The organism is Arenimonas soli (assembly GCF_014643775.1).
GTDB classification, from domain to species: Bacteria; Pseudomonadota; Gammaproteobacteria; order Xanthomonadales; family Xanthomonadaceae; genus Arenimonas; species Arenimonas soli.
This window is the reverse complement of the sequence record NZ_BMKC01000001.1, coordinates 309,930-331,866: the sequence shown is the minus strand read 5'-3', so window position 1 is coordinate 331,866 and position 21,937 is coordinate 309,930. Positions and strand designations below refer to the sequence as shown.

The following is a 21,937-nucleotide window of genomic DNA, read 5'->3' as shown; positions in this document are numbered from 1 at the left end:
TTCACCGGCGGGCTGCTAATCTTCGCCACTCCCCGGGCAGGAAGCCCCCGAATGCTCTACCCGTTCGTACAACTCGACGTTTTCGCCGCCCGGCCGGGCGACGGCAATCCGCTGGCGGTGGTGTTCGACGCCGCTTCGCTGGACGAGGCCGCGATGCAGGCCATCGCCCGCTGGACCCGCCTGCCGGAAACCACCTTCGTGCTGCCGCCTTCGACGCCGGAAGCCAGCTACCGGCTGCGCATCTTCAGCCCGCGCCGGGAGGTGCCCTTCGCCGGCCACCCCAGCATCGGCAGCGCCCACGCCGTGCTTGACGCCGGCCTGGCGGCGCCGCGCGACGGCCTGCTGGTGCAGGAATGCGCCGTCGGCCTGCTGCCGATCCGGGTGCAGGGCGACGGCGGCGAACGCCGCCTGGCGGTGCGGGCGCCGCGCGCCCGGGTGCTCGAAACCGGCCAGGCCAACGACCCGCGCCTGGCGCCGGTGCTGGCCGGCCTGCCCCTGGGCGCGCTGCCGCCGGTGCTGATGGACGGCGGCCGTCGCTGGTGGCTGGCCGAACTGCGCGACGAAGCCTCGCTGCGCGCGCTGACGCCGCCCTGGGCGGAGATCGCCCTGCTGGCCGCGGACACCGAAGCCATGGGGCTGTGTGTCTATGCCCGCTGCACCGGCGGCGACCACGACCTGGCCGTGCGCGCCTTCGTCGGCCAGCCGGCGCAGGTGGAAGACGCCGCCTCCGGCGCCGCCAACGCCACCCTGGCGGCCTGGCTGCACCACGCCGGCGCCCTGCCCCACGCCAACGGCGACTACGTCGTCAGCCAGGGCCGCGAAGTCGGCCACGACGCCCGCCTTTACCTGCAGGTGGACGCCGAAGGCGAAGTCTGGTCGGGCGGGCAGGTGCAGACCGTCGTGCGCGGCACCCTCGACTGGTAGAAGGCGGTTTTCAGTCGGCGGTGTATACGGCCTGGCCGTCCACCCACGTTGAAACCACCTTCAGCGCCGGCAGGCGCGAGGCATCGACGGACAGCGGGTCGGCGTCGAGCACGACGAAGTCGGCGCTCAAACCCGGCGCCAGGCGCCCGATGTTTTCCTCGTCGAACGACGCGAACGCGGCGCCGGCGGTGAAACCCTGCAGCGCCTGGTCCGGTGAAAGCTTCTGGTCGGGCAGCCAGCCGCCCGGCGGCTTGCCGTCGCGGTCCTGGCGGGTCACGGCCGAATACAGGCCCAGGCGTGGGTCCACCGATTCCACCGGGAAATCCGAGCCCAGCGCCAGCGGCACGCCGAGCGCGCGCAGGCGCTGCCAGGCGTAGGCGCCGTACAGGCGTTCGCGGCCAACCCGGGCTTCGGCCCAGGGCATGTCGGACGTGGCGTGCGTGGGCTGCATCGAGGCGATGACCTTGAGGCTGGCGAAACGCGGCAGGTCGTCGCGGTGCACGACCTGGGCGTGTTCGATGCGCCAGCGGTGGTCGCCGTCCGCCTGGTCGCCCAGGACGGCGGCATAGGTGTCGAGCACGATTCGGTTGCCGCGGTCGCCGATGGCGTGGCTGGCCGGCTGGATGCCGCAACCTCGGGCCTTGGCCACGCCCGCCGCATACGCGGCCGGTTCGGTCACCAGCAGGCCACGGTGACCGGGTTCGTCGCTGTAATCCTCGATGAGCGCGGCGCCACGGCTGCCCAGCGCGCCGTCCACGTAGAACTTCACGCCGCGCATGGCCAGGCGGCCGGAAGCGTGTTCGTAGGCACCCATCGCGCACAGCGCGTCCAGGGCGGCGGCGTCGCCGTTGGCGTAGGCGCGGATGCGCAGCGGCAGCTTGCCGGCGTCGGCGAAACCGCGCATCAGCTGCAGGTCGGCCAGGGACACGCCCATGTCGTGCACGCCGGTCAGGCCGTTGGCCACGGCGGCGGCGAGCGCGCGCTCCAGCGCCTCGGCGCGCAGGGCGTCGTCGGGCTGCGACACCACGGCGTCCACGAGCGCGGCGGCGGTGTCGATGAACACGCCGGTGGCGCGTCCGGCGTCGTCGCGCAGGATACGGCCGCCGTCGGGCTGCCAGTCGCCGGCCAGGTCGCGTTCGACGGCGCGCAGCGCGGCGCTGTTGGCCCAGCCGGCGTGGCCGTCCACGCGTTCGAGCCAGACCGGGCGGTCCGGGAAAGCGGAGTCCAGGTCGGCGGCGGTGGGGAACTGCTTGCCCGGCCAGTCGTTCTGGTCCCAGCCGCGGCCCAGCAGCCAGGCGCCTTCGGGCAGCGTGGCCTCGAAGGCCTGCAGGCGCCGGATGACTTCGTCCTTGCTGGCCGCGTCCACCAGGTCGGCGCGAAGCAGGGCGAAGCCCAGGTTCATCAGGTGGGCATGGGCATCCACGAGGCCGGGCACGACGGTGGCGTCACCGGCGTCATGGCGGGTCGCATCCGGGTAGCGATCGTACAGCGCCCGTGCCGACCCGATCGCCAGCAGCCTGCCCTGCGCGTCCCAGGCCATGGCCTCGGCAACGGGCGCGCCTGCATCGCCGGTATGGATGCGCTTGGCGACAAGCAGGTGTTCGCCTTCGGCATGGGCCAGGCCACTGGCCGCAGCCAGGCTGATCAACAGGCAAATCCGGCGCATCGACACCTCCCAGGCAATCCCAAGAATGGGGTCAGAGAACATTAACGTTTCAAACGCTTTTTGAAACGTTAATGTTCTCTGACCCCATTGTCAGGTTTGTGAGCCAGGAGAAGCTGCGTTCGGCCAGGGCCGGCGCGTTGCGGCCCAGCAGGGGGTCGACGTGGCCGCCGGGCACGTGCCAGGCGGTGGCGTCCCAGGCTTTGGCCAGGTCCATCGAAATCTGCGCCGGCACGTCCTGGTCGGCTTCGGAAACGACCACCAGCACCGGAACCGGGGGCCTGGCCAGCGCGACGCCGGCCTGGGCCCGGTTGAGCACGGCGCCGGATTCATCGCGCCAGCGTCGGAAGGCGAACAGCGCCGCGGCGTCCTCCGCGCCCGGCAGGGCACGACGCGTGCCGGCCAGCGAAGCCGAACGGCCCCAGGGCACCACCGCCGGGCGGCACGGCGCATCGGGCAGGCCCCGTGGCGGCATCGGGTTGACCAGCACCAGCGCATCGGCCATGCCTGCGTTCATCGCCGCCAGCAGGCCGCCCAGGCTGGCCCCGACCAGTACCCGCGGCCGCGCGACGGCGTCCAGCCACGCCGCCACCTGGGCGGAATAGTCCGCCAGCGTCGTGGCCGCCAGGCCGGCCGGCGCGGCGCGCAGGTCGGGCGCGACCACCGACAGTCCGGCCGCTTCAAAAACACGTGCCCACGCGGTCCATTCCCAGCCGCCGGCACCGGCGCCGTGAACGAACACCGCGCTGCGGAAGGGTTCAGGCAAGCTTGGCGTCCATCGTGACCGGAATACCCAGCGCCTTGGAGATCACGCAGTTTTCCTTGGCGTTGTCGGCGAAGCCGGCGAACTCATCGGCCGACAGCCCGGGCACCTTCGCCGACACCGTCAGGTGCACGCCGGTGGCATGCGGGCCGGGCGTCATTTCCATCTGCACGTCGGCGCGGGTATCGATGCGTTCGGCGGTGTGGCCGGCGTTTTGCAGAATGAAGCTCAGCGCCATCGAGTAACAGCCGGCATGGGCGGCGGCCAGCAGTTCCTCGGGGTTGCTGCCCTTCTCGTCGCCGAAGCGGGTCTTGAACGAATAGCGGGTGCCGTCGAACAGGCCGCTCTGCGGCGTGCTCATGCGGCCCTGGCCGGTTTCGAGGTTGCCCTCCCAGTGGGCGGTGGCGTGGCGCTTGAATCCCATGGTGCTGCTCCTGTCGGCGGGCCGTGCTGCGGCCGGGGCCCTGCAGTCTACGCCGCCCCGGCGCCCGGCATTGGCCGGTCCGCGGCGTGGCCGGTACCATGGGCCGGACATGAAAATCCAGGTTCCCTTCGTCCAGCTGCCGGTCTCTTTCGACGCCGAAGCGCTGGCCCGTGAAATCGCCCAGGTCGATCAATCGCACTGGCGCCCGCATCCGAACAAACTGCCCGGCAACAGCGCCCTGACGCTGGTCGCCACCGGCGGCGACCCGGACAACGACGACCTGGCCGGCGACATGCGCCCGACCCCCGCGCTCGAGCGCCTGCCCCGGGTGAAGGAAGTGATGGCCGCGCTCGGCGCCACCTGGGGCCGTTCCCGCCTGATGCGGCTTTCCGGCCAGGCCGAAGTCACCGCCCACGTCGACACCAACTATTACTGGCGCGAACGCATGCGCGTGCACGTGCCAATCACCACCACCGCCGATGTGCGGTTCCAGGTCGGCGACGCGGAAACCAACATGAAGGCCGGCGAGTGCTGGATCTTCGACACCTGGTCGCGCCACCGCGTGATCAACGGCAACGACAGCACCCGCATCCACCTGGTCGCCGACACCGTCGGCGGCGCCGGCCTGTGGGACCTGATCTCGCGCGGCCGGCCCGCGGGCCGCAGCATCCCGGGCTGGCAGCCGCGCCCGGTGCCACTGGCCGGCACCGGCGAGGTCGCGATCGACTTCGAATCGGTCAACCTGCCCGTGGTGATGACCCCCTGGGAAATCCGCGAGCACTTCGTGTTCCTGCTCGGCGAAGCCGTGCCGCACCCGCGCCTGGCGGTCGTGCAGCAGGGCCTGCTGGATTTTTCCCGGCGCTGGCACGCGCTTTGGTCGGCCTTCGGCGAGGACAAGGCCGGCTGGCCGCGCTACCGCGAGCTGCTGGAACAGGGCCGTGCCGACGCCCTGGCCCGCGGCGCCGGCGAAGTGGGCCTGCGCAACGAAGTCGGACTGATGTACATGCTCGACATGTACGTCTTCGGCGTCGCCCTGGGCGACCAGGGCGCGCCCAACCAGGTGGCGCGCAAGGACGTGCACGGCGACGCGCCGGCGCTGCCCGGCGCGGCCGCGCCCACCACCGTGCGCCGGCAGGCCGGCGCCGCGCGTTTCGAACGACCGGTCTTCATCGTCAGCCCGCCGCGTTCGGGATCCACGCTGCTGTTCGAAACACTGGTCAAGGCGCCCGGCGTCTTCAGCATCGGCGACGAAAGCCACAGCCTGATCGAAGGCGTGCCCGGCCTGGCGCCCTCGCAGCGCGGCCATGATTCGAACCGGCTGCAGGCGCAGGACGCCACGCCGGAGGTGATTGCCCAGCTGCAGCAGCGTTTCTTCGACGCCCTGCGCGACCGCGACGGCCACGCCCCGGGCGATGCCGCGGTGCGCCTGCTCGAGAAAACCCCGAAAAACGCCCTGCGCATTCCGTTCCTGCGTGCGGTGTTCCCGGACGCCCGTTTCATCTACCTGCACCGCGATCCTCGCCAGGTGCTGGCCAGCATGATCGAAGGCTGGCAGTCCGGGCGCTTCGTCATGTACCCCAACCTGCCCGGCTGGCAGGGCCTGCCCTGGTCCTTCCTGCTGGTGCCCGGCTGGCGCGAGCTGTCCGGCCAGCCCCTGGCCGACATCGTCACCCGGCAGTGGGAAACCGCCACCCGGGTCCTGCTCGACGACCTGCAGGCGCTGGACGGCGCGCACTGGACCGGCGTCGACCACGACCGCTTCCTGGCCGACCCCCAGGGCACCGTCGAGCGCCTGGGCGCCTGGGCCGGCTGGGGCTGGGACCAGGACCTGGGCGGCGTGCTGCCGCTGTCGCGCTATACGCTCACCACCCCGGCGCCGGACAAGTGGCGCAAGCACGCCAGCGATATCGAACCGCGCCTGGCGGCCATCCAGGCCACCGTCGACCGGGCCGCGCGCGCCGCCGGTTGACCCGGGGCGGCCGGAGTGGAAGTCTAGTCGCCCCGGCCCCGGCCGGGCGTCCGCCATGACCGACGCGCGGTCGCGTTCGACGACCGATAAGGCAGCGCCATCGCGCCGCCGACCATGACGGCCCAACCACCCACGCACGGGAGGAACGGCCTCATGTCCTACAGCACTCAGCAGATCCGCAACGTGGCCCTGGCGGGCCACTCAGGCGCCGGCAAAACCACCCTCTTCGAAGCCCTGCTGTTTGCCGGCGGCGCGATTCCCGCGGCAGGCAGCCTCGAACGCGGCAGCACGGTGTCGGACTTCGACCCGATGGAAAAGGCCCGCGGTCATTCGCTCAACACCGCCATCGCCAGCACCGACCACGCCGGCATCCACGTCAATCTGATCGATACGCCCGGCTATCCCGATTTCCGCGGCCCGACCCTGTCGGCGTTTTCGGCGGTGGAAACCGTGGCCGTGGTGGTCAACGCCGCCACCGGCGTCGAATACGGCACGCGGCGCATGATGGAGTACGCCCGGGCGCGCAACCTGTGCCGGGTGCTGGTGGTCAACAAGATGGACGTCGACCCCGGCCACCTGCCGGTGCTGCTTGAAGAACTGCGCGAAGCCTTCGGCCCCGAATGCCTGCCGATCAACCTGCCGGCCGACAAGGGCACGCGCGTGGTCGACTGCTTCTTCAACCCCACCGGCGACTCCGACCTGGGCCCGGTGGCCGACGCGCACCAGCGCATCGTCGACCAGGTGGTCGAGATCAACGAACAGATCATGGAACGCTACCTGGAGGACGGCGAAGAAGGCCTGTCCGGCCAGGCCCTGCACGACGCCTTCGAACAATGCCTGCGCGAAGGCCACCTGGTGCCGGTGTGTTTTGTTTCCGCGCGCAACGGCGTCGGCGTGACGGAGTTGCTGGACCTGGCCGAAAAGCTGTTCCCGAACCCGATGGAGGGCAACCCGCCGCCCTTCGAGAAAAACGGCCAGCCCTTCGAAGCCGCGCCCGATGCCGACGCGCACGTGGTCGCCGATGTGTTCAAGATCGTCAACGACCCCTTCGTCGGCAAGCTCAGCGTGTTCCGCGTTTTCCAGGGCACGGTGCGCAAGGACAGCCAGCTGTTCATCGACGACGGCCGCAAGCCGTTCAAGGCCGGGCATCTTTTCAAGCTGCAGGGCAAGGACCACGTTGAAATCGACCAGGCCATACCCGGCGACATCGCCGCCGTGGCCAAGGTCGAGGACATCCACTTCGACGCCGTGCTGCACGACAGCCACGACGAGGACGACATCCGGCTCAGGCCGCTGGATTTCCCGAAACCCATGTTCGGCCTGGCGGTCGAGGCCAGCACCCGCGGCCAGGAACAGAAGCTCGCCACCGCCCTGCACAAGCTGGCCGAGGAAGACCCGGGTTTCCTGGTCGAACACGACGCCGAGCTCAATGAAACCGTGATCCGCGGGCTGGGCGAACTGCACCTGCGGGTGATGCTTGAACGCATCCGCGAACGCTATGGCGTCGCCGTCGCCACCCGGCCGCCTTCCATCGCCTACCGCGAAACCATCGGCGCGCCCGCCGAGGGCCACTACCGGCACAAGAAGCAGACCGGCGGCGCCGGGCAGTTCGGCGAGGTGTACCTGCGCATCGAACCGCTGGAACGCGGCCGCGGCTTCGAGTTCGTCGATGCCGTCAAGGGCGGCACCATCCCCGGGCAGTTCATCCCGGCGGTGGAGAAAGGCGTGCGCCAGGTGCTCGACGGCGGCGCCATCGCCGGCTACCAGCTGCAGGACGTGCGCGTGACGGTGTACGACGGCAAGTACCACAGCGTCGACTCCAAGGAAGTGGCCTTCGTGGCGGCGGGCAAACGCGCCTTCCTCGACGCCATCCTCAAGGCGCGGCCGCAGGTGCTCGAACCCATCGTCGACCTGGTGGTCAGCGTGCCCGAGGAACACATGGGCGACATCACCGGGCAACTGGCCGGCAAGCGCGCGCGTATCCACGGCACCGACGCCGGCCGCGGCGGCGAAATGCTGGTCAAGGCCCAGGTGCCGCTGTCGGAACTGACCGACTACGCCACCGAGCTCAAGGGCGCCACCGCCGGCCGTGGCCGCTACGAACTGGAGTTCAGCCACTACGAGCCGGTGCCCTTGGGCGTGCAGAGACAGCTGATGGAGGCCTACCGGCCTCGACACGACGACGACTGATGGCGGTTAGACTGCAGGCGCGAGCCCTTTGGTCGCGCCTTGCAGGTGTCGGATGAAACGTGTTGCTCCCCTCTTCGTCGCGCTGGTGCTGAGCGTCGTACTGGCCCTGGTCGCCTACCGCGTGGCGGTGCACTACGCCACGGTGCCCACGGCCGACAACCAGGCCCCGCCTGAGTCCGCGCCCGCGGACCGCCCCGAGCCCCTGCCGATGGACACCACGGCCATCGGGCCGGCGCCGCTGAGCCCGGAACAGGCCCGCGCCGCCGACGCCATCGAACGCGCGCGCCCGATCCAGGCCGCGGTCGACCAGTTCTATGCCGACCAGGGCACCTGGCCGCGCAACCTCGCGCAGCTGGGCCTGGGTTATCCGGATGACTATGAAGGCGGCCCGGTGGCCGCGATCAGCGTGCATCCCTTCGGCGAAGTCGCCGTCGCGATGAAGCCGCACGTGGCGCGCGGCGGCGTCATCCGCCTCAGCCCGACCGTGCAGCCCGACGGCCAGTTGGTGTGGAACTGCCGCGCCAGCAACTACGCCGCCGCGACCCGGCTGCCGAACTGCCGCTGAGCTATCGCGCCTATTCGTAGCTCAGCTCGGTGCTGCGGCCCCAGAACACGCGGTAGGCGAAGATCGTGTAGCCGATGATCATCGGCAGCGTCACCAGCGCGCCGACCAGGATGATCTTGAGCGAGCCCGGCGCGGCGGCGGCGTCCCAGAACTCGATCCGGTCGATCACCAGGTAGGGATAGACGCTGTAGGCCAGGCCGGAGAAGGCCAGCACGAACATGCCGATGGCCGCCGCGAACGGCACCCAGTCGCGGCCCTTGCCGCCGCGGCGGATGCGCCGCAGGTGGCTTTCGCACAGCGCGAACAGGCCGGCGGTGAGCAGCGGCACGGGCATCAGCAGGAAGAAGTTGGGCAGCGCGAACCACTTCTCGAAGATGCGCGGCGAAACGAAGGGCGTGGCCACCGACACCGCGGCGATGCCCAGGCCGGTCAGCCACAGCGCCCACCAGCCCCAGCCGGCCGCCTGCCGGACCAGCGGGCCTTCCATCTTCAGCAGCAGCCAGGTCGCGCCCAGCAGCGTGTAACCGGCGGCCAGGCACAGCCCGATGAAGATCGCGAACAGCGTCGGGCCGACGCCCGTTTCGAAGCCGACGACGTAGCGCCCGACCATGTAGCCCTGCGCCAGCGCCGCCGCCAGCGAGCCGACGCTGAAGGCGGCGTTCCACAGGACCCGGTGTTCGTCGTGTGCCTTGGCCCGGAAGTCGAAGGCGACGCCGCGCAGGATCAGGCCCAGCAGCATCACCAGCACCGGCAGGTACAGCGCGCCCAGGATCACCCCGTGCGCCACCGGGAAAGCCACCAGCAGCAGGCCGACGCCCAGCACCAGCCAGGTTTCGTTGGCGTCCCAGAACGGCCCGATGGACGCGACCATGCGGTCCTTGCCGGGATTGTCGGCGAAGGGCACCAGCATGCCCACGCCCAGGTCGTAGCCGTCGAGCACGACGTAAACAAGCATGGCCAGGGCCATCAGGCCCATGAAGATCAGCGGCAGCCAGGCGTCCATGGGACCTCCGGGTCAGGTTTCATCGGGTTCGCCGCGGGCGGCGGTGATCGGTGGGGCGACGGTCGCGCCGCCCTTGCTGGCCAGGTGGAACAGCACCGACACATAAGCCGCCAGCAGCACCAGGTAGATGATCAGGTAGGCGGTGAGGCTTACGCCCACGATCGGCGCAGGTGTGGCCGACACCGCGTCGGCGGTGCGCAGCACGCCGGTCACCAGCCAGGGCTGGCGGCCGATTTCGGTGACGTACCAGCCGGCCAGGGTCGCCACCCAGCCCGAGAAGCTCATGCCCACCAGCACCCGCGCCAGCCAGGGCGAAGGTTCGCCGCGGCGGCGCAGCTGCCAGGCCGACAGCCAGGACACCAGCAGCATCAGCACGCCGACGCCGACCATCACGCGGAAGCCCCAGAACACCGCCGGCACCGGCGGATGGTCTTCGAAGCTGTCCAGGCCCTTGAGCTCGCCGTCGAGCTCGTGGGTGAGGATCAGCGCGGCCAGGCCGGGGATGCCCAGGGCGTAGTCGTTGCGGCGCTCGGCTTCGTTGGGCCAGCCAAACAGCAGGGCCGGGGCGCCGCGCTGGTCCTCCCAGATGCCTTCCATGGCCGCCACCTTCGCCGGCTGGTGCTCGAGCGTGTTCAGCCCGTGCAGGTCGCCGGCGAAGATCTGCACCGGGATCAGCAGCGCCGCCATCAGCACGCCGGTGCGCAGCGTTGCGGCGACATCGGGCCCGCGGTCCCCGCGCAGCCAGCGGAAGGCCGACAGCCCCGCCACCAGGAAGGCCACCGTCAGCCCGGAAGCCAGCAGCATGTGCGCCAGCCGGTAGGGGAAGGACGGGTTGAAGACGATCGCCCACCAGTCCGTGGGGTGGGCCTGGCCGTTGATCATCTCGAAGCCCACCGGCGTTTGCATCCACGAATTGAGCGCCAGGATCCAGAACGCCGACAGCGTGGTGCCGGCCGCCACCAGCACGGTGGCCAGGGTGTGCACGCCTTCGCCCACGCGCTTGCGCCCGAACAGCATGATGCCCAGGAAGCCCGCTTCCAGGAAAAACGCGGTCAGCACTTCGTAGGCCAGCAGGGGGCCGGCGATGTTGCCCACCGTGTTCATGTAGCCCGGCCAGTTGGTGCCGAACTGGAAGCTCATGGTGACCCCGCTGACCACGCCCATGCCGAAGCTCAGCGCGAACACCTTCACCCAGAAGAAATAGGCCGACAGCCACTTTTCATCCCGGGTGCGCAGGTAGCGCAGCTTGAAGAACAGCAGCACCCAGGCCAGCGCGATCGTGATGGTCGGGAACAGGATGTGGAAACTGATGTTGGCCGCGAACTGCACCCGCGCCAGCATCAGGGCGTCCATGGCGCCGCCGGCGTCCATCAGCGGATCTCCGGCGTCGGGTCGGCGGGCGGCGTCTTGTCGGGGCCGCCGAGCAGGCGTTCCTTCATGTCCAGCAGCTTGGTCGCCGTGGTGCCCAGGGCCATCAGCTTCTCGAGCGTGGCCGGCGACAGCTTGCGCACTTCGGCGAACCAGTCGGTGAGCTGCTCGATCAGGTCGTGCATCTCGCGCATGCGCGCCTGGGCGTGGCGCTCTTCGGCCGAGTCCGGGGCTTCGAGCAACGCGTCGCGCAGCATCGACAGGGTCGGGTCCACTTCGCGCCGCTGGCGCTCTTCGGCCAGGGTCTTGAAGATGGCCCAGACGTCCTCGGGCGCGGCGTAGAAGTCGCGGCGGTCGCCCGGCTGGTGGCTCAGGCGCACCAGGCGCCAGGACGAGAGCTCCTTCAGGCCCATGCTGACGTTCGAGCGGCTGACGCCCAGCCGGTCGGTGATCTCGTCGGCGGTCAGCGGCCGGGCGGAGATGAACAGCAGGGCGTAGATCTGCCCCACGGTCCGGTTGATGCCCCAGCGGCTGCCCATTTCACCGAAATGCAGCACGAAGGCCTGGCTGAGCGGGGGAAGGTCCACGGCGATGCCTCAAGTTTCAGAAATTTCTGAAACATTAGACCCAGATCAAGGCGGCAAGACAAGCCATGTGGCAGGACCGTTCAGCCAACCATCACCGCCTGACACCCAGCCCCCTGATTTCGAGGTTGCTGCGGATGCCCTGCCCTTGCTTGCCTGCCGGTCGCCGAACGCCTTCGAGGAGGTAGCGTGCAGTCGCCCTGGCCGACCTTCGGAGACATGGATGTCGACGAAGAGCCTACAGGGACGTACTTGCGGCGTGTCGGCCAGGGCGACTGCACGCTGCCTCCACCCGCGAACCGATCACGAACCGAGGCGTTGCTTGCCCGCAGGGCAAGGCGGATCAGTTGGCGAAGCGGTAGCTCAGCTTGACCAGCAGCTGTTCGGCATCCCTGAGGCTGGTCGCGTCCCCCAGCAGCTCGGCCAGCGGCCGGCTGCCGTCTTCAAGCAGCGCCCCGCCTCGCCCGTAGACCACGTAGAGGTCGGACAGCGGCGCCAGCTCGTAGCGGTAGCGCACCTGGAAGCCCAGGTTGGCCAGGCTGAAGTCCGGGATCGGATCGCTGGTCGGCACCGGCCGGCCGCCGGGGCCCACCTGCCAGGCCTGGCGCAGGCGGGCGTCGAGCGCGATGGTTTCGAACTTCACCCGCAGTTCCTGGCGATGACCCAGCTGCCACTGCAGGTTCAGGGCCAGGCGCGCGGTGTCGGCGCGGAAGCTGCCCAGGCGGTCGCCGCCGCGCCACAGCAGCCAGTCCGGCGCGTGCTGGTAGGACAGCCGGCCCTGCAGGGACAGGCTGTCGCTCAGGTGCAGGGTCGGCTGGACGGCCAGTTCCAGCCCCAGGCCACTGGCGCCTTCCAGCCCCTCGCCCGCCGCGCGCGCCGATCCGTACAGGCTCCAGGCGCCCTGCCGGGGCCGCGATCGCTCCCAAAACAGGAACAGCTTTTCGGGCACGCGCAGCACGCCGTTGCCGCGCGTGATCAGGTCGTCGTGGCCACTGGACCAGGCCGCGGCTTCCCAGAATTCGGTGCCTCCGTCGCGGCGCTCGGCATAGCGGCTTATCGCCGCCGCTTCCGCGATCACCGTGCCCTGCCCGTTGCGGCGGTTCGACACGGCCCAGCGCGTCTCCCAGGACGCGTATTTCGAATCCTCGGGGAACCCGCTGCGCCGGCGCGCCAGTTCGTAGCGCACGTAGTTGAAGTCGTTGCGGTCGAGGAAGCCAATGTCGTTGAGCTGCAGCTCATCGCCCAGGTGCAGCAGGTACAGCTGCTGCCGCCAGCCGTCGCCCAGCGCGTGGTCGGCGCGAAGCTGCCAGCCGAAGTCACCGGTTTCTTCGCCGGCCTGCTGCACCGAAGAGGCCACTGCCTGGGTGCGCACCACCCAGGCCGGATCCGGCGTCCACAGGTGGTCTGCCGAATAGACCGTGGCCACCCGGTCGAGGAAGGGCCGGTCAACCCGGGTCAGCATCACGCCCAGGTCCTGGTCGCCGAAATCGCGGGTGGCGCGCAGCGCGTGGAAGTCGCGGCCGACCTCGTCGCCTTCGATCGCCGCCAGCAGGCCATAACGCACCTGGCCCAGGCTGCCGTTGAGTTTTACGGCCGCGGTGACGTCGCCAGCGCCGCTGCCGTCGTCGGCCGGGCCGCCGATGCGCCGCGTGTACAGCAGGCGGCTGTTGCCGGCGCCGAAGGGCACGTCGAACAGGCCCTGGTTTTCGGTGAAAAACGGCCGCTTGTCGCCGAAGAAGGTTTCCACCGCGCCGAAGTTCACCACCAGGTCGTCGCTTTCGACCTGGCCGAAGTCGGGGTTGAGGGTGGCCGAAAGCTGGAACTGGCCGTTGGGCTTCCAGAACAGGTCGGCGCCGGCGTCGAAGTCGCTGCCGCCGCCGACGGCGTCGTGCACGCCCACCACGTAGGGCGTCACCGCGATCAGCGACTGTTCGTAGTGCGGCACCCGGACCTTGTGGAATTCGGACAGGAAGGTCGGGTTCTGGAAGCTGATGTAGGGCCAGCCGTAGCGTTCGCCGGTGCTGCCGACCACGCGGTCGAGGTAGATGCCCAGGGTGCGCTCGCCGCCCTCGGGCCGGGCCATGGGCGCCACGTGCCAGGGCACCAGCATTTCGACCGACCAGCCCTGTTCGTCCTGTTGCACGGCGCGGTGCCAGTGGCCGTCCCAGTCGGTGTTGAAGTTGCGCTCGCTGGTGATCACTTCGTCGCTGATGCCGCCGGCCACCGTCACCATGAAGTCGTAGCCGGTGCGGCCATCGCCGTCAAAGTCCACCATCAGGTTCACCCGGTCCAGGGCCCCGCCCTGGTCGCGGCGCGTGCGCTGGGTGGTGCGCGGCACGCCCGGCGGTTGCTCGGCGCGAAAGGCGACGGCCAGGCCCTGGGGCGTGGCCAGCAGCCAGGCTTCGGTGCGCAGCGCGGGTTCGGCGCCGTCAATGGGCTGTACCCGAACGAACTCGGTGACATGGCGTGCCTGCGCCCATTCGGCCGCATCGATCCGGCCGTCAATGGTGACGGCGGCGGCAGGCAGGCTGGCGGCGGCCAGGGCCAGCGCGGGCAGGCAGCGAAACAAGGACATGGGTATTCCGTGGTGGAGGCGCCGCCGGAGCATGGGCGGCTGTAACCGGGGCCGGCAGGCCCATTGGTCATGGAAACGTTTTGGCGCCTTGCTGCATCAGGCCTTTTTCTTGCCCTTCTTCCCGGCCTTCTTCTTGCTGGTCTTGGGCTGCAGCATCGTGCCCGTGCATTTGGCCGAGCCGCAGCGGCAGGCCCAGATCGCCTTCTGTTTGGCGGTATGCGCCTCGGCCAGGGTGATCCCGTAGTTGTAGGTCAGCTCTTCGCCGGCAGCGATATCGCGCATGGCCTCGATGTAGATCCGGTCCTTGCGCTTCTTGCCGGTGTCGCTTTCTTCCCAGACCGCTTCGCAGTTCGGCTCGCAGCTGTGGTTGATCCAGCGCGCGTCGTTGCCGTCGACGTTGGCGTCGATGACGTACTTGTCGTTGAGCGTGAACAGGAAGGTGTGGCCGGTGTCGGGGTCGTCGGCGTAGACCTCGTCGGCTTCGTCGTGGGTCCGCAGCAGGCCCTTGTAGCGCACCACGCGCTCGCCCTTGGCGATCGGGTCGGTGGCGAAGACGCCGTTGCCATGGATGGCGGAGCGGCGGGCTTCGATCTTCTTGGGCATGCGGGGGTCCAACGGTCGTGGGGCCGGTATTGTCCCCGAAGCGCGGCCTGCTTCACACCCCGTTTATTGAGCCGGCCCGATCAAAAGAGTACAATTTCGGTCCTGATTCGAACGCCAGGCCGACGCCATGCTCCGCGTCACCAAGCTAACCGATTACGCCACCGTCATCCTGGTCGCCCTGGCCCGGGCGCCCGACCGCGTGCACAGCTCGGCCGAACTGGCCGAACTGGCCCGGCTCGAGGCACCCACGGTCGCCAAGGTGCTCAAACCCCTGGCCCACGCCGGGCTGGTGGAAAGCTTCCGCGGCGCCACCGGTGGCTACCGGCTGGCGCGGCCGGCCGCCGATATTCCGCTCATCGCCATCGTCGAGGCCATCGAAGGCCCGCTGGGCATGACCGAATGTTCGGGCGAGCACTCCAGCTGCGAACACGAACCCCACTGCGGCGTCCAGGTCCACTGGCGCCGGATCAACGACGTCATCGCCGAAGCGCTCGGCGGCATCACCCTGGCCCAGATGCTGCCGGCAGCGCCGGCGCGCCGGGCCATTCCCCTACGCCTGGCGCCGGCAGGAGGCTGACATGGCCATCGAAAACCAACAGATCCACGAACGGCTGGCGCGTCGCTACGACGCCGGCTTCATCACCGACATCGAATCGGACACCTTCCCGCCCGGCCTCAACGAGGACATCGTGCGCGCGCTGTCTGCCAAGAAGGAAGAACCCGAGTGGATGACCGAGTGGCGCCTGGCCGCCTACCGGCACTTCCTCACCATGCCGATGCCCGAGTGGGCCAAGCTCGAGATCGCCCCCATCGACCTGCAGTCGCTGAGCTACTTCAGCGCGCCCAAGGGCCCGCGCTACAAGTCGCTGTCGGAAGTGCCGCAGGAACTTCTCGACACCTACGACAAGCTGGGCGTGCCGCTGCATGAACGCGCCAAGCTGGCCGGCGTGGCGGTGGACGCGGTGTTCGACTCGGTGTCGGTCGGCACCACCTTCCGCAAGGAACTGGCCGAGAAGGGCGTGATCTTCTGCTCGATGTCCGAGGCCATCAAGGAACACCCCGAGCTGGTGCGCAAGTACCTGGGCACCGTGGTGCCCACCGGCGACAACTATTTCGCGGCGCTGAACTCCGCGGTGTTCTCGGACGGCAGCTTCGTCTACATCCCGAAGGGCGTGCGCTGCCCGATGGAGCTGAGCACCTACTTCCGCATCAACGCCGGCCACACCGGCCAGTTCGAGCGCACCCTGATCATCTGCGAGGACAAGGGCCACGTGTCCTACCTCGAAGGCTGCACGGCGCCCCAGCGCGACGAAAACCAGCTGCACGCGGCGGTGGTCGAGCTGGTGGCGCTCGAAGACGCCGAGATCAAGTACTCCACGGTGCAGAACTGGTATCCCGGCGACGAGAACGGCAAGGGCGGCATCTACAACTTCGTCACCAAGCGCGGTGAATGCCGCGGCGACCGCTCGAAGATTTCCTGGACCCAGGTCGAAACCGGTTCGGCGATCACCTGGAAGTACCCCAGCTGCGTCCTGAAGGGCGACGACTCGGTCGGCGAGTTCTATTCGGTGGCCCTTACCCACCATCGCCAGCAGGCCGACACCGGCACCAAGATGATCCACCTGGGCAGGAACACCAAGTCCAAGATCATCTCCAAGGGCATCAGCGCCGGCCGCGGCCAGAACACCTACCGCGGCCTGGTGAAGATCGAAAAAACCGCCGCCGACGCCCGCAACTACACCCAGTGCGACAGCCTGCTGATCGGCAAGAAGTGCGGCGCGCACACCTTCCCCTACATCGAGGTCAAGCACCCGACGGCCACGGTCGAACACGAGGCCACGACCTCGAAGATCAGCGAGGACCAGCTGTTCTACTGCCTCAGCCGCGGCATCGGCGAAGAAGACGCGGTGTCGATGATCGTCGATGGCTTCTGCCGGCAGGTGTTCCGTGAACTGCCGATGGAATTCGCGGTGGAAGCCAAGAAGCTGCTCGAGGTGTCGCTGGAAGGCGCCGTCGGATAACCAGGATTGGAATGAACATGCTCAAGATAAACAACCTGCACGTAAGCATCGGCGGCAAGGAGATCCTCAAGGGGCTCAGCCTCGATCTCGCCCCCGGCCAGGTCCACGCCATCATGGGACCCAACGGCGCCGGCAAGTCCACGCTGGGCAACGTGCTGGCCGGCCGCGAGGGATACGAGGTCACCGAAGGTTCGGTCGAACTCGAAGGCCGCGACCTGCTGGCGCTGGAGCCCGAGGAGCGCGCCGCCGCCGGCGTGTTCCTGGCCTTCCAGTACCCGGTCGAAATCCCCGGCGTGAACAACACCTACTTCCTGCGCACCGCGCTCAATGCCCAGCGCAAGGCGCGCGGCGAGGAGGAACTGGACTCCATGCAGTTCCTCAAGCGCGTGCGCGAGAAGCTTTCCGTGCTCGACCTCAAGGACGAACTGCTGCACCGCGGCGTCAACGAAGGTTTCAGCGGCGGCGAGAAGAAGCGCAACGAAATCTTCCAGCTGGCCCTGCTCGAGCCGAAGCTGGCGATCCTGGACGAAACCGACTCGGGCCTGGACATCGACGCACTCAAGGCCGTGGCCGACGGCGTCAACCTGATGCGCTCGCCGGACCGCGCCTTCCTGGTCATCACCCATTACCAGCGCCTGCTCGACTACATCAAGCCCGACGTCGTGCACGTGCTGGCCGAGGGCCGCATCGTCGAATCGGGCGGCCCCGAACTGGCGCTGGAACTCGAAGCCCACGGCTATTCCTGGGTCAGGGACCGGATCGCCCCGCAGGCACCGGCAGCGCCATGAGTGCCCTGGTCGACTCCTTCCGGCAGGGTTTCGAAACGCTGCCGCCGGCGCTGGTGGACGCCCAGGGCCTGGGCGATTCGCGCCGCGCGGCACTGGCCGCGGCGCTGGCCGACGGCCTGCCCGGCGCCCGCGTGGAGGCCTGGAAATACACCTCGCTGCGGGCGCTGGCCAACCGTGGCTTCGCCTCGGATGCGCAAACGAACGCACCGGATCCGGCGCTGCTGGCGGACATTCCCGCGCCGCGGCTGGTGTTCGTGAACGGCCGCTTCGACGCCGGCCTGAGCCAGCTCGACGCCCTGCCCGAGGGCGTCGAACTGCGCCCGCTGTCGCAGGCCCTGGCCGGCGACGACCCGCGCGCGGTGTCGGTGCTGGCGCGCCGCTACGTACGCGCCGACGAACCCTTCGCCCGTTTCAACGCCGCGCTGGCGACCGAAGGCGTGCTGCTGCGCGTGCAGGCCGGCGCCACCGTGGCGACGCCGCTGCACCTGGTCTTCGTCGGCGCCCCCGCCGGTGCCGACCAGGCCGCGCACCTGCGCCACCTGGTCGAACTGCGCAAGGGCGCCTCGCTCACCGTGGTCGAACACCACCTGGGTGCCGGCGCCCACCGCAACCTGGTCAACCACCTCATGCACGTGCACCTGGCCGGCGGCGCCCGCCTGCGCCATGCCCGCCTGCAGAACGACGACGGCGGCGCGACGCTGTTCGCCCGCACCGACGCCGTGCTGGCCTCGGACACGCTGTACCGCCGCGTGGACCTCGAACTTGGCGCCGGCCTGTCCCGCCACGAACTCAACGTCGACCTGCAGGGTGAAGGCGCGGCGCTGCACGCCGGCGGCGTGCTGCTGGCCGATGGCCGCCGCCACCTCGACACCCGCCTGGGCATCCGCCACCAGGCCCGCGACACCCGCTGCGAACTGCCCTGGCGTGGCCTGGCCGATGAGCGCGGCCGCGCCGTTTTCCACGGCGGCATCCAGATCCGCGCCGGCGCCGACGGCAGCGAAGCCGAATTGTCGAACAAGAACCTGCTGCTGTCCGACTCCGCCGAAATCGACAGCCAGCCGGTGCTGGTGATCCACGCCGACGAAGTCAAGGCGGCGCACGGCGCCACCGTCGGCCGCCTGGATGAAACCGCGCTGTTCTACCTGCGCAGCCGCGGCCTGCCCGCGGCGCAGGCACGGGTGCTGCTGATGCAGGCCTTCCTGCGCGAACCACTGGCGGTGCTCGACGACGCCGACCTGGCCCGGCTGCTGGGCGACACGGTCGCCGCGCGCCTGGGCACGCCCGGGAAGACGCCATGAAGGCGGCCAGTTCCCCGGACTGGTCGCGCCTGCGCGCCGACTTCCCGGTACTCAGCCGCGAAGTGCACGGCAAGCCGCTGGTGTACCTGGATTCGGCCAACACCTCGCAAAAGCCGCAGCAAGTGATCGCGGCGATGGACGATTTCTACCGCGAGCACAACGCCAACGTCTCGCGCGCCGTGCATGCGCTGGGCAGCGAGGCCACCGAGGCCTACGAAGGCGCACGCCGCCGCCTGGCCGCCTTCGTCAACGTGCCGGCCGACGAACTCATCCTCACTTCGGGCACCACCTTCGGCATCAACCTGGTGGCCTACAGCTGGGCGCTGCCGCGGCTAAAGACCGGCGACGTCATCCTGCTGACGCGCATGGAGCACCACGCCAACATCGTGCCCTGGCAGCTGGTCTGCGAACGCACCGGCGCCAGCCTGCGCGTGGTGGAACTGGCGCCCGACGGTTCGCTGGACATGGACGACCTGCGCGCCAAACTCACCGGCGAAGTGAAGCTGCTGGCCTTCACCCATGTGTCGAACGTGCTGGGCACGGTCAACCCGGTGGCGGAAATCTGCCGCCTGGCGCGCAAGCAAGGCGTGGTGACGCTGGTGGACGGCTCCCAGGCCCTGCCCCACCGCGCCGTCGACATCCCGCTGCTGGGCTGCGACTTCTACGCCTTCACCGGCCACAAGATGCTCGGCCCCACCGGCACCGGCGGGCTCTGGGCCCGTCGCCAGCACCTGCGCGAGATGCCGCCCTTCCTGGGCGGCGGCGAGATGATCAGGGAAGTGCGCTTCGAAGGCACCACCTTCAACGATCCACCGCACAAGTTCGAGGCCGGCACGCCCAACATCGCCGGCGTGGTCGGCCTGGGCGCGGCCGCCGACTACCTGTCGGCGATCGGCATGGCCGAGGTCGAGGCCCGCGAACGGGCCCTGCTGGCCGTCGCCACCCAGCGCCTGTCCGCGATCGAAGGCCTGCGAATCCTCGGCACCGCGCCGGGCAAGGCCGCGGTGATCAGTTTCCTGGTCGACGGCGCGCACGCCCACGACCTGGCCACCCTGCTCGACCTCGAGGGCATCGCCGTGCGCTCGGGGCACCACTGCGCGCACCCGCTGATGGCGCATTTCGGTGTTCCGGCCACCTGCCGCGCCTCGTTGGCTTTCTACAACACCGAAGCGGAAGTGGAAAAGCTCGCGCTTGGCATCGAAAAAGTCCGCAAACTCCTGCTTTGACCCCAATACCTGGATACCGCGCATGAGCTGGCTGCCTTCCCTGAGCTACCGCGCCGCGACGCCGGCCGACGTCGGATCGATCGTGGACCTGGTTGAATCGGCCTACCGCGGGCACGTCAGCCGCGCCGGCTGGACCACCGAGGCCGACCTGCTCGACGGCCGCCGCACCAATGCCGAAGACGTCCTGGGCCACATCCAGCGCCCGCAAAGCCAGGTCCTGCTTGCCTTCCGCGGCGGCCAGCTCAAGGCCTGCGCGCACGTGGCAGTGGAGGACGGCGCCGGCTACTTCGGCATGTTTTCGGTGATGCCCACCCTGCAGCGTGCGGGCCTGGGCAAGCAGATGATGGCCGAAGCCGAACGCATCGCCCGCGACGAGTACGGCGTGGCGGTGATGCGCATGACCGTGATCGATGTCCGCGAAGAGCTGATCGCCTGGTACGAACGCCGCGGTTACCAGCGCACGGGCATCAAGAAGCCCTTTCCTTATGGCGACGAGCGTTTCGGCGTTCCGCTGCGCGACGACCTGCGCTTCGAAGTGCTGGAGAAAGCGCTGTGACCGACTGGGTGCGGGTCTGCGCCACCTCCGAACTGCTGCCCGGCGAGTCGCAGGTGGCCTGGGACGGCGACACGGCGATCCTGGTGGTCAACCTCGACGGCGACCTGTACGCGGTCGAGGACAAGTGCACGCACGAGGACTTCGAGCTCAGCGCCGGCGCCATCGACGGCGGCGAGGTGGAATGCACCCTGCACGGGGCCCGCTTCGACCTGCGCACCGGCGAAGCCCTGTGCGCACCGGCCTATGCGCCGTTGCCGCGCTTCCCGGTGAAGGTGGAAGACGGCGCCGTCTGGACCCGCGACGACCGCTGATACCCGGCCTCTTGCAGAAGCGCCTGAAGGCGTTCCTAGGACGGATCCCTGGACTGGAGCCTGGCGAGCAACAGCTCGCCGCCGCCCTCCAGGATCAGCCGCGACGGACCGTCGGCGTCGGGCAGCAGCAGCACGCTGTCGGCCTGCTCCAGTCGCAGTGGCCGGGCCAGGTCCTTGAACCAGGCCTGGCCGCGGATCAGGTGCACCAGCCAAGTGGTGCCGGCTTCGGCGAAGAACACCATCGGGCCCACCAGTGGGCGGTGCAGGACCGTGGCGTCCACGGCGCCGCGCCGCCACATCAGGTTGAAGTCGTGGGTGGGCCCTGCGATGAGTTCGGCGCGCAGCGGGCGTTCGCCGGCGAATCGGATCCGGTCGTGCGGTGGCAGCAAGGTCACCGATTCGCCGTCGTCGAAATGAAGATGCATGCCCTCGCCCGCCATCAGCACCAGCTCGCGGTCGACGCCCGGGAACGCCGAAAACGGCGCGTCCTGGTCGATCTCGGCGATCGAGGCCCGCCAGGTCCAGTCGGCGCTGCCTTCGGGATGGCGGTGGATCTCGCGCGTCCAGCCGCACTCGTTGCGCCAGCGTTCCCGGCGGTATTCCTGGGCGGGCAGGTGCAGCAGCCGCATCAGGCGTCCTGCAGCGCCACCAGGGCGCGACTGGAACGGCCAAGCGATTCGGCCCAGGAAAACCCGACGATCTCGCGGCCGCTGCCGGCATCGCGGAAGACTTCGGCTTCGCCCTCCGGCAGCAGGTGCCGGTAGTCCACGGTCAGCTCCTCGCCCGCCGCGAGGTCGCGCGCGGCAAAGATGAATCCCAGGTGCCAGAGGCCATTGGGTTCGAAGCTGTGGTTGACGAAACATTCATCCGGCCAGTCCAGGCTGACCGTGCACTGGTCTTCGAACCAGCGCACGCTGGCCGCCATCGCCGCGTCGGCGTCGGGACGCGCGCGCACCTCGTCCCAGCGCTGCGTTCCCCGGATGTCGTCGGGCGCGATGATCACGCGCCCGCGCGCCACCGGCGCCTGCAGGAACAGGCCCTTGCCCGCACCCGGGATGGACGAGGCTTCGATACGGTACGGCGGCAGGATCATGCCGCGCAGTCTA

Annotated in this window: 21 protein-coding genes; 11 read left to right on the top strand and 10 right to left on the bottom strand. The window is 69.4% G+C overall.

Going from position 1 to position 21,937, the window contains the following annotated elements; translation table 11 throughout:
• Nucleotides 1-51: 51 nt before the first annotated feature.
• Entirely contained in the window at nucleotides 52-924 is an 873-nt protein-coding gene (locus IEX13_RS01500; protein ID WP_188660393.1) for a PhzF family phenazine biosynthesis protein, read from the top strand.
• 10 nt (nucleotides 925-934) lie between these two features.
• Here the strand turns inward: IEX13_RS01500 and IEX13_RS01495 are convergent, their stop codons facing one another.
• The 3 genes from IEX13_RS01495 to IEX13_RS01485 are packed head-to-tail and all read right to left on the bottom strand — an operon-like array spanning nucleotide 935 to nucleotide 3,774.
• Entirely contained in the window at nucleotides 935-2,590 is a 1,656-nt protein-coding gene (locus IEX13_RS01495) for an amidohydrolase (protein WP_188660390.1), read from the bottom strand.
• Nucleotides 2,591-2,639: 49 nt separating this feature from the next.
• Entirely contained in the window at nucleotides 2,640-3,353 is a 714-nt protein-coding gene (locus tag IEX13_RS01490) for an alpha/beta hydrolase family protein (protein ID WP_188660388.1), read from the bottom strand.
• Complete coding sequence (locus tag IEX13_RS01485; protein WP_188660386.1) at nucleotides 3,346-3,774, bottom strand: OsmC family protein; 429 nt, start codon at nucleotides 3,772-3,774, stop codon at nucleotides 3,346-3,348. Before IEX13_RS01485 ends, IEX13_RS01490 begins: the two co-directional genes overlap by 8 nt.
• A gap of 109 nt (nucleotides 3,775-3,883) precedes the next feature.
• On the opposite strand from IEX13_RS01485, the gene IEX13_RS01480 reads away from it, so the two are divergent.
• From IEX13_RS01480 to IEX13_RS01470, 3 genes are all read left to right on the top strand, one after another.
• Nucleotides 3,884-5,743, top strand: coding sequence for a sulfotransferase (locus IEX13_RS01480; protein ID WP_188660383.1), 1,860 nt, complete (start codon nucleotides 3,884-3,886; stop codon nucleotides 5,741-5,743).
• Nucleotides 5,744-5,896: 153 nt separating this feature from the next.
• Nucleotides 5,897-7,933: an elongation factor G gene (gene fusA / locus IEX13_RS01475; protein WP_188660382.1), complete on the top strand. Its 2,037-nt coding sequence runs from the start codon at nucleotides 5,897-5,899 to the stop codon at nucleotides 7,931-7,933.
• A 52-nt stretch (nucleotides 7,934-7,985) separates the two neighbouring features.
• Nucleotides 7,986-8,498 (top strand): pilin, encoded by a 513-nt coding sequence (locus IEX13_RS01470; protein WP_188660380.1) that lies wholly within the window; start codon nucleotides 7,986-7,988, stop codon nucleotides 8,496-8,498.
• A gap of 10 nt (nucleotides 8,499-8,508) precedes the next feature.
• On the opposite strand, the gene IEX13_RS01465 is transcribed toward IEX13_RS01470, so the two are convergent.
• The 5 genes from IEX13_RS01465 to IEX13_RS01445 all read right to left on the bottom strand — a co-directional run bounded on the left by IEX13_RS01465 (nucleotide 8,509) and on the right by IEX13_RS01445 (nucleotide 14,631).
• Nucleotides 8,509-9,501 (bottom strand): cytochrome d ubiquinol oxidase subunit II, encoded by a 993-nt coding sequence (locus tag IEX13_RS01465; protein WP_188660378.1) that lies wholly within the window; start codon nucleotides 9,499-9,501, stop codon nucleotides 8,509-8,511.
• A 12-nt stretch (nucleotides 9,502-9,513) separates the two neighbouring features.
• Entirely contained in the window at nucleotides 9,514-10,854 is a 1,341-nt protein-coding gene (locus IEX13_RS01460; RefSeq protein ID WP_425489070.1) for a cytochrome ubiquinol oxidase subunit I, read from the bottom strand.
• Nucleotides 10,855-10,871: 17 nt separating this feature from the next.
• Nucleotides 10,872-11,456 carry a GbsR/MarR family transcriptional regulator gene (locus IEX13_RS01455; protein WP_188660374.1) on the bottom strand — a complete coding sequence of 195 codons (585 nt, stop codon included), beginning with the start codon at nucleotides 11,454-11,456 and terminating at the stop codon, nucleotides 10,872-10,874.
• Between the two features lie 340 nt (nucleotides 11,457-11,796).
• On the bottom strand, nucleotides 11,797-14,028 hold the full coding sequence (locus IEX13_RS01450; RefSeq protein ID WP_188660371.1) for a carbohydrate binding family 9 domain-containing protein: 2,232 nt from the start codon (nucleotides 14,026-14,028) through the stop codon (nucleotides 11,797-11,799).
• 96 nt (nucleotides 14,029-14,124) lie between these two features.
• On the bottom strand, nucleotides 14,125-14,631 hold the full coding sequence (locus IEX13_RS01445; RefSeq protein ID WP_188660368.1) for an SET domain-containing protein: 507 nt from the start codon (nucleotides 14,629-14,631) through the stop codon (nucleotides 14,125-14,127).
• 127 nt (nucleotides 14,632-14,758) lie between these two features.
• Here IEX13_RS01445 and IEX13_RS01440 point away from each other — a divergent pair, with 127 nt between their 5' ends.
• Genes IEX13_RS01440 through IEX13_RS01410 form a run of 7 tightly spaced genes read left to right on the top strand, consistent with a single transcriptional unit; the run spans nucleotide 14,759 to nucleotide 20,831 of the window.
• A complete protein-coding gene (locus IEX13_RS01440; RefSeq protein WP_188660365.1) occupies nucleotides 14,759-15,208 on the top strand; it encodes an SUF system Fe-S cluster assembly regulator in 450 nt (149 codons plus the stop codon).
• A gap of 1 nt (nucleotide 15,209) precedes the next feature.
• Entirely contained in the window at nucleotides 15,210-16,652 is a 1,443-nt protein-coding gene (gene sufB / locus IEX13_RS01435; RefSeq protein WP_188660362.1) for a Fe-S cluster assembly protein SufB, read from the top strand.
• Nucleotides 16,653-16,669: 17 nt separating this feature from the next.
• On the top strand, nucleotides 16,670-17,440 hold the full coding sequence (gene sufC / locus IEX13_RS01430; RefSeq protein WP_188660359.1) for a Fe-S cluster assembly ATPase SufC: 771 nt from the start codon (nucleotides 16,670-16,672) through the stop codon (nucleotides 17,438-17,440).
• The gene (gene sufD / locus IEX13_RS01425) at nucleotides 17,437-18,738 is read left to right on the top strand and encodes a Fe-S cluster assembly protein SufD (RefSeq protein ID WP_188660356.1); all 1,302 of its coding nucleotides are present in this window, start codon (nucleotides 17,437-17,439) and stop codon (nucleotides 18,736-18,738) included. Before sufC ends, sufD begins: the two co-directional genes overlap by 4 nt.
• Nucleotides 18,735-19,964: a cysteine desulfurase gene (locus IEX13_RS01420; protein WP_188660353.1), complete on the top strand. Its 1,230-nt coding sequence runs from the start codon at nucleotides 18,735-18,737 to the stop codon at nucleotides 19,962-19,964. The genes sufD and IEX13_RS01420 overlap by 4 nt, the downstream gene beginning before the upstream one ends.
• A gap of 31 nt (nucleotides 19,965-19,995) precedes the next feature.
• A complete protein-coding gene (locus tag IEX13_RS01415; RefSeq protein WP_188662945.1) occupies nucleotides 19,996-20,520 on the top strand; it encodes a GNAT family N-acetyltransferase in 525 nt (174 codons plus the stop codon).
• Entirely contained in the window at nucleotides 20,517-20,831 is a 315-nt protein-coding gene (locus IEX13_RS01410; RefSeq protein WP_188660350.1) for a Rieske (2Fe-2S) protein, read from the top strand. The genes IEX13_RS01415 and IEX13_RS01410 overlap by 4 nt, the downstream gene beginning before the upstream one ends.
• Nucleotides 20,832-20,866: 35 nt before the next feature.
• Here the strand turns inward: IEX13_RS01410 and IEX13_RS01405 are convergent, their stop codons facing one another.
• Nucleotides 20,867-21,460, bottom strand: coding sequence for a HutD/Ves family protein (locus IEX13_RS01405; protein ID WP_188660347.1), 594 nt, complete (start codon nucleotides 21,458-21,460; stop codon nucleotides 20,867-20,869).
• Entirely contained in the window at nucleotides 21,460-21,924 is a 465-nt protein-coding gene (locus IEX13_RS01400; protein ID WP_188660344.1) for an SET domain-containing protein-lysine N-methyltransferase, read from the bottom strand. Before IEX13_RS01400 ends, IEX13_RS01405 begins: the two co-directional genes overlap by 1 nt.
• Between the last annotated feature and the right edge of the window lie 13 nt (nucleotides 21,925-21,937).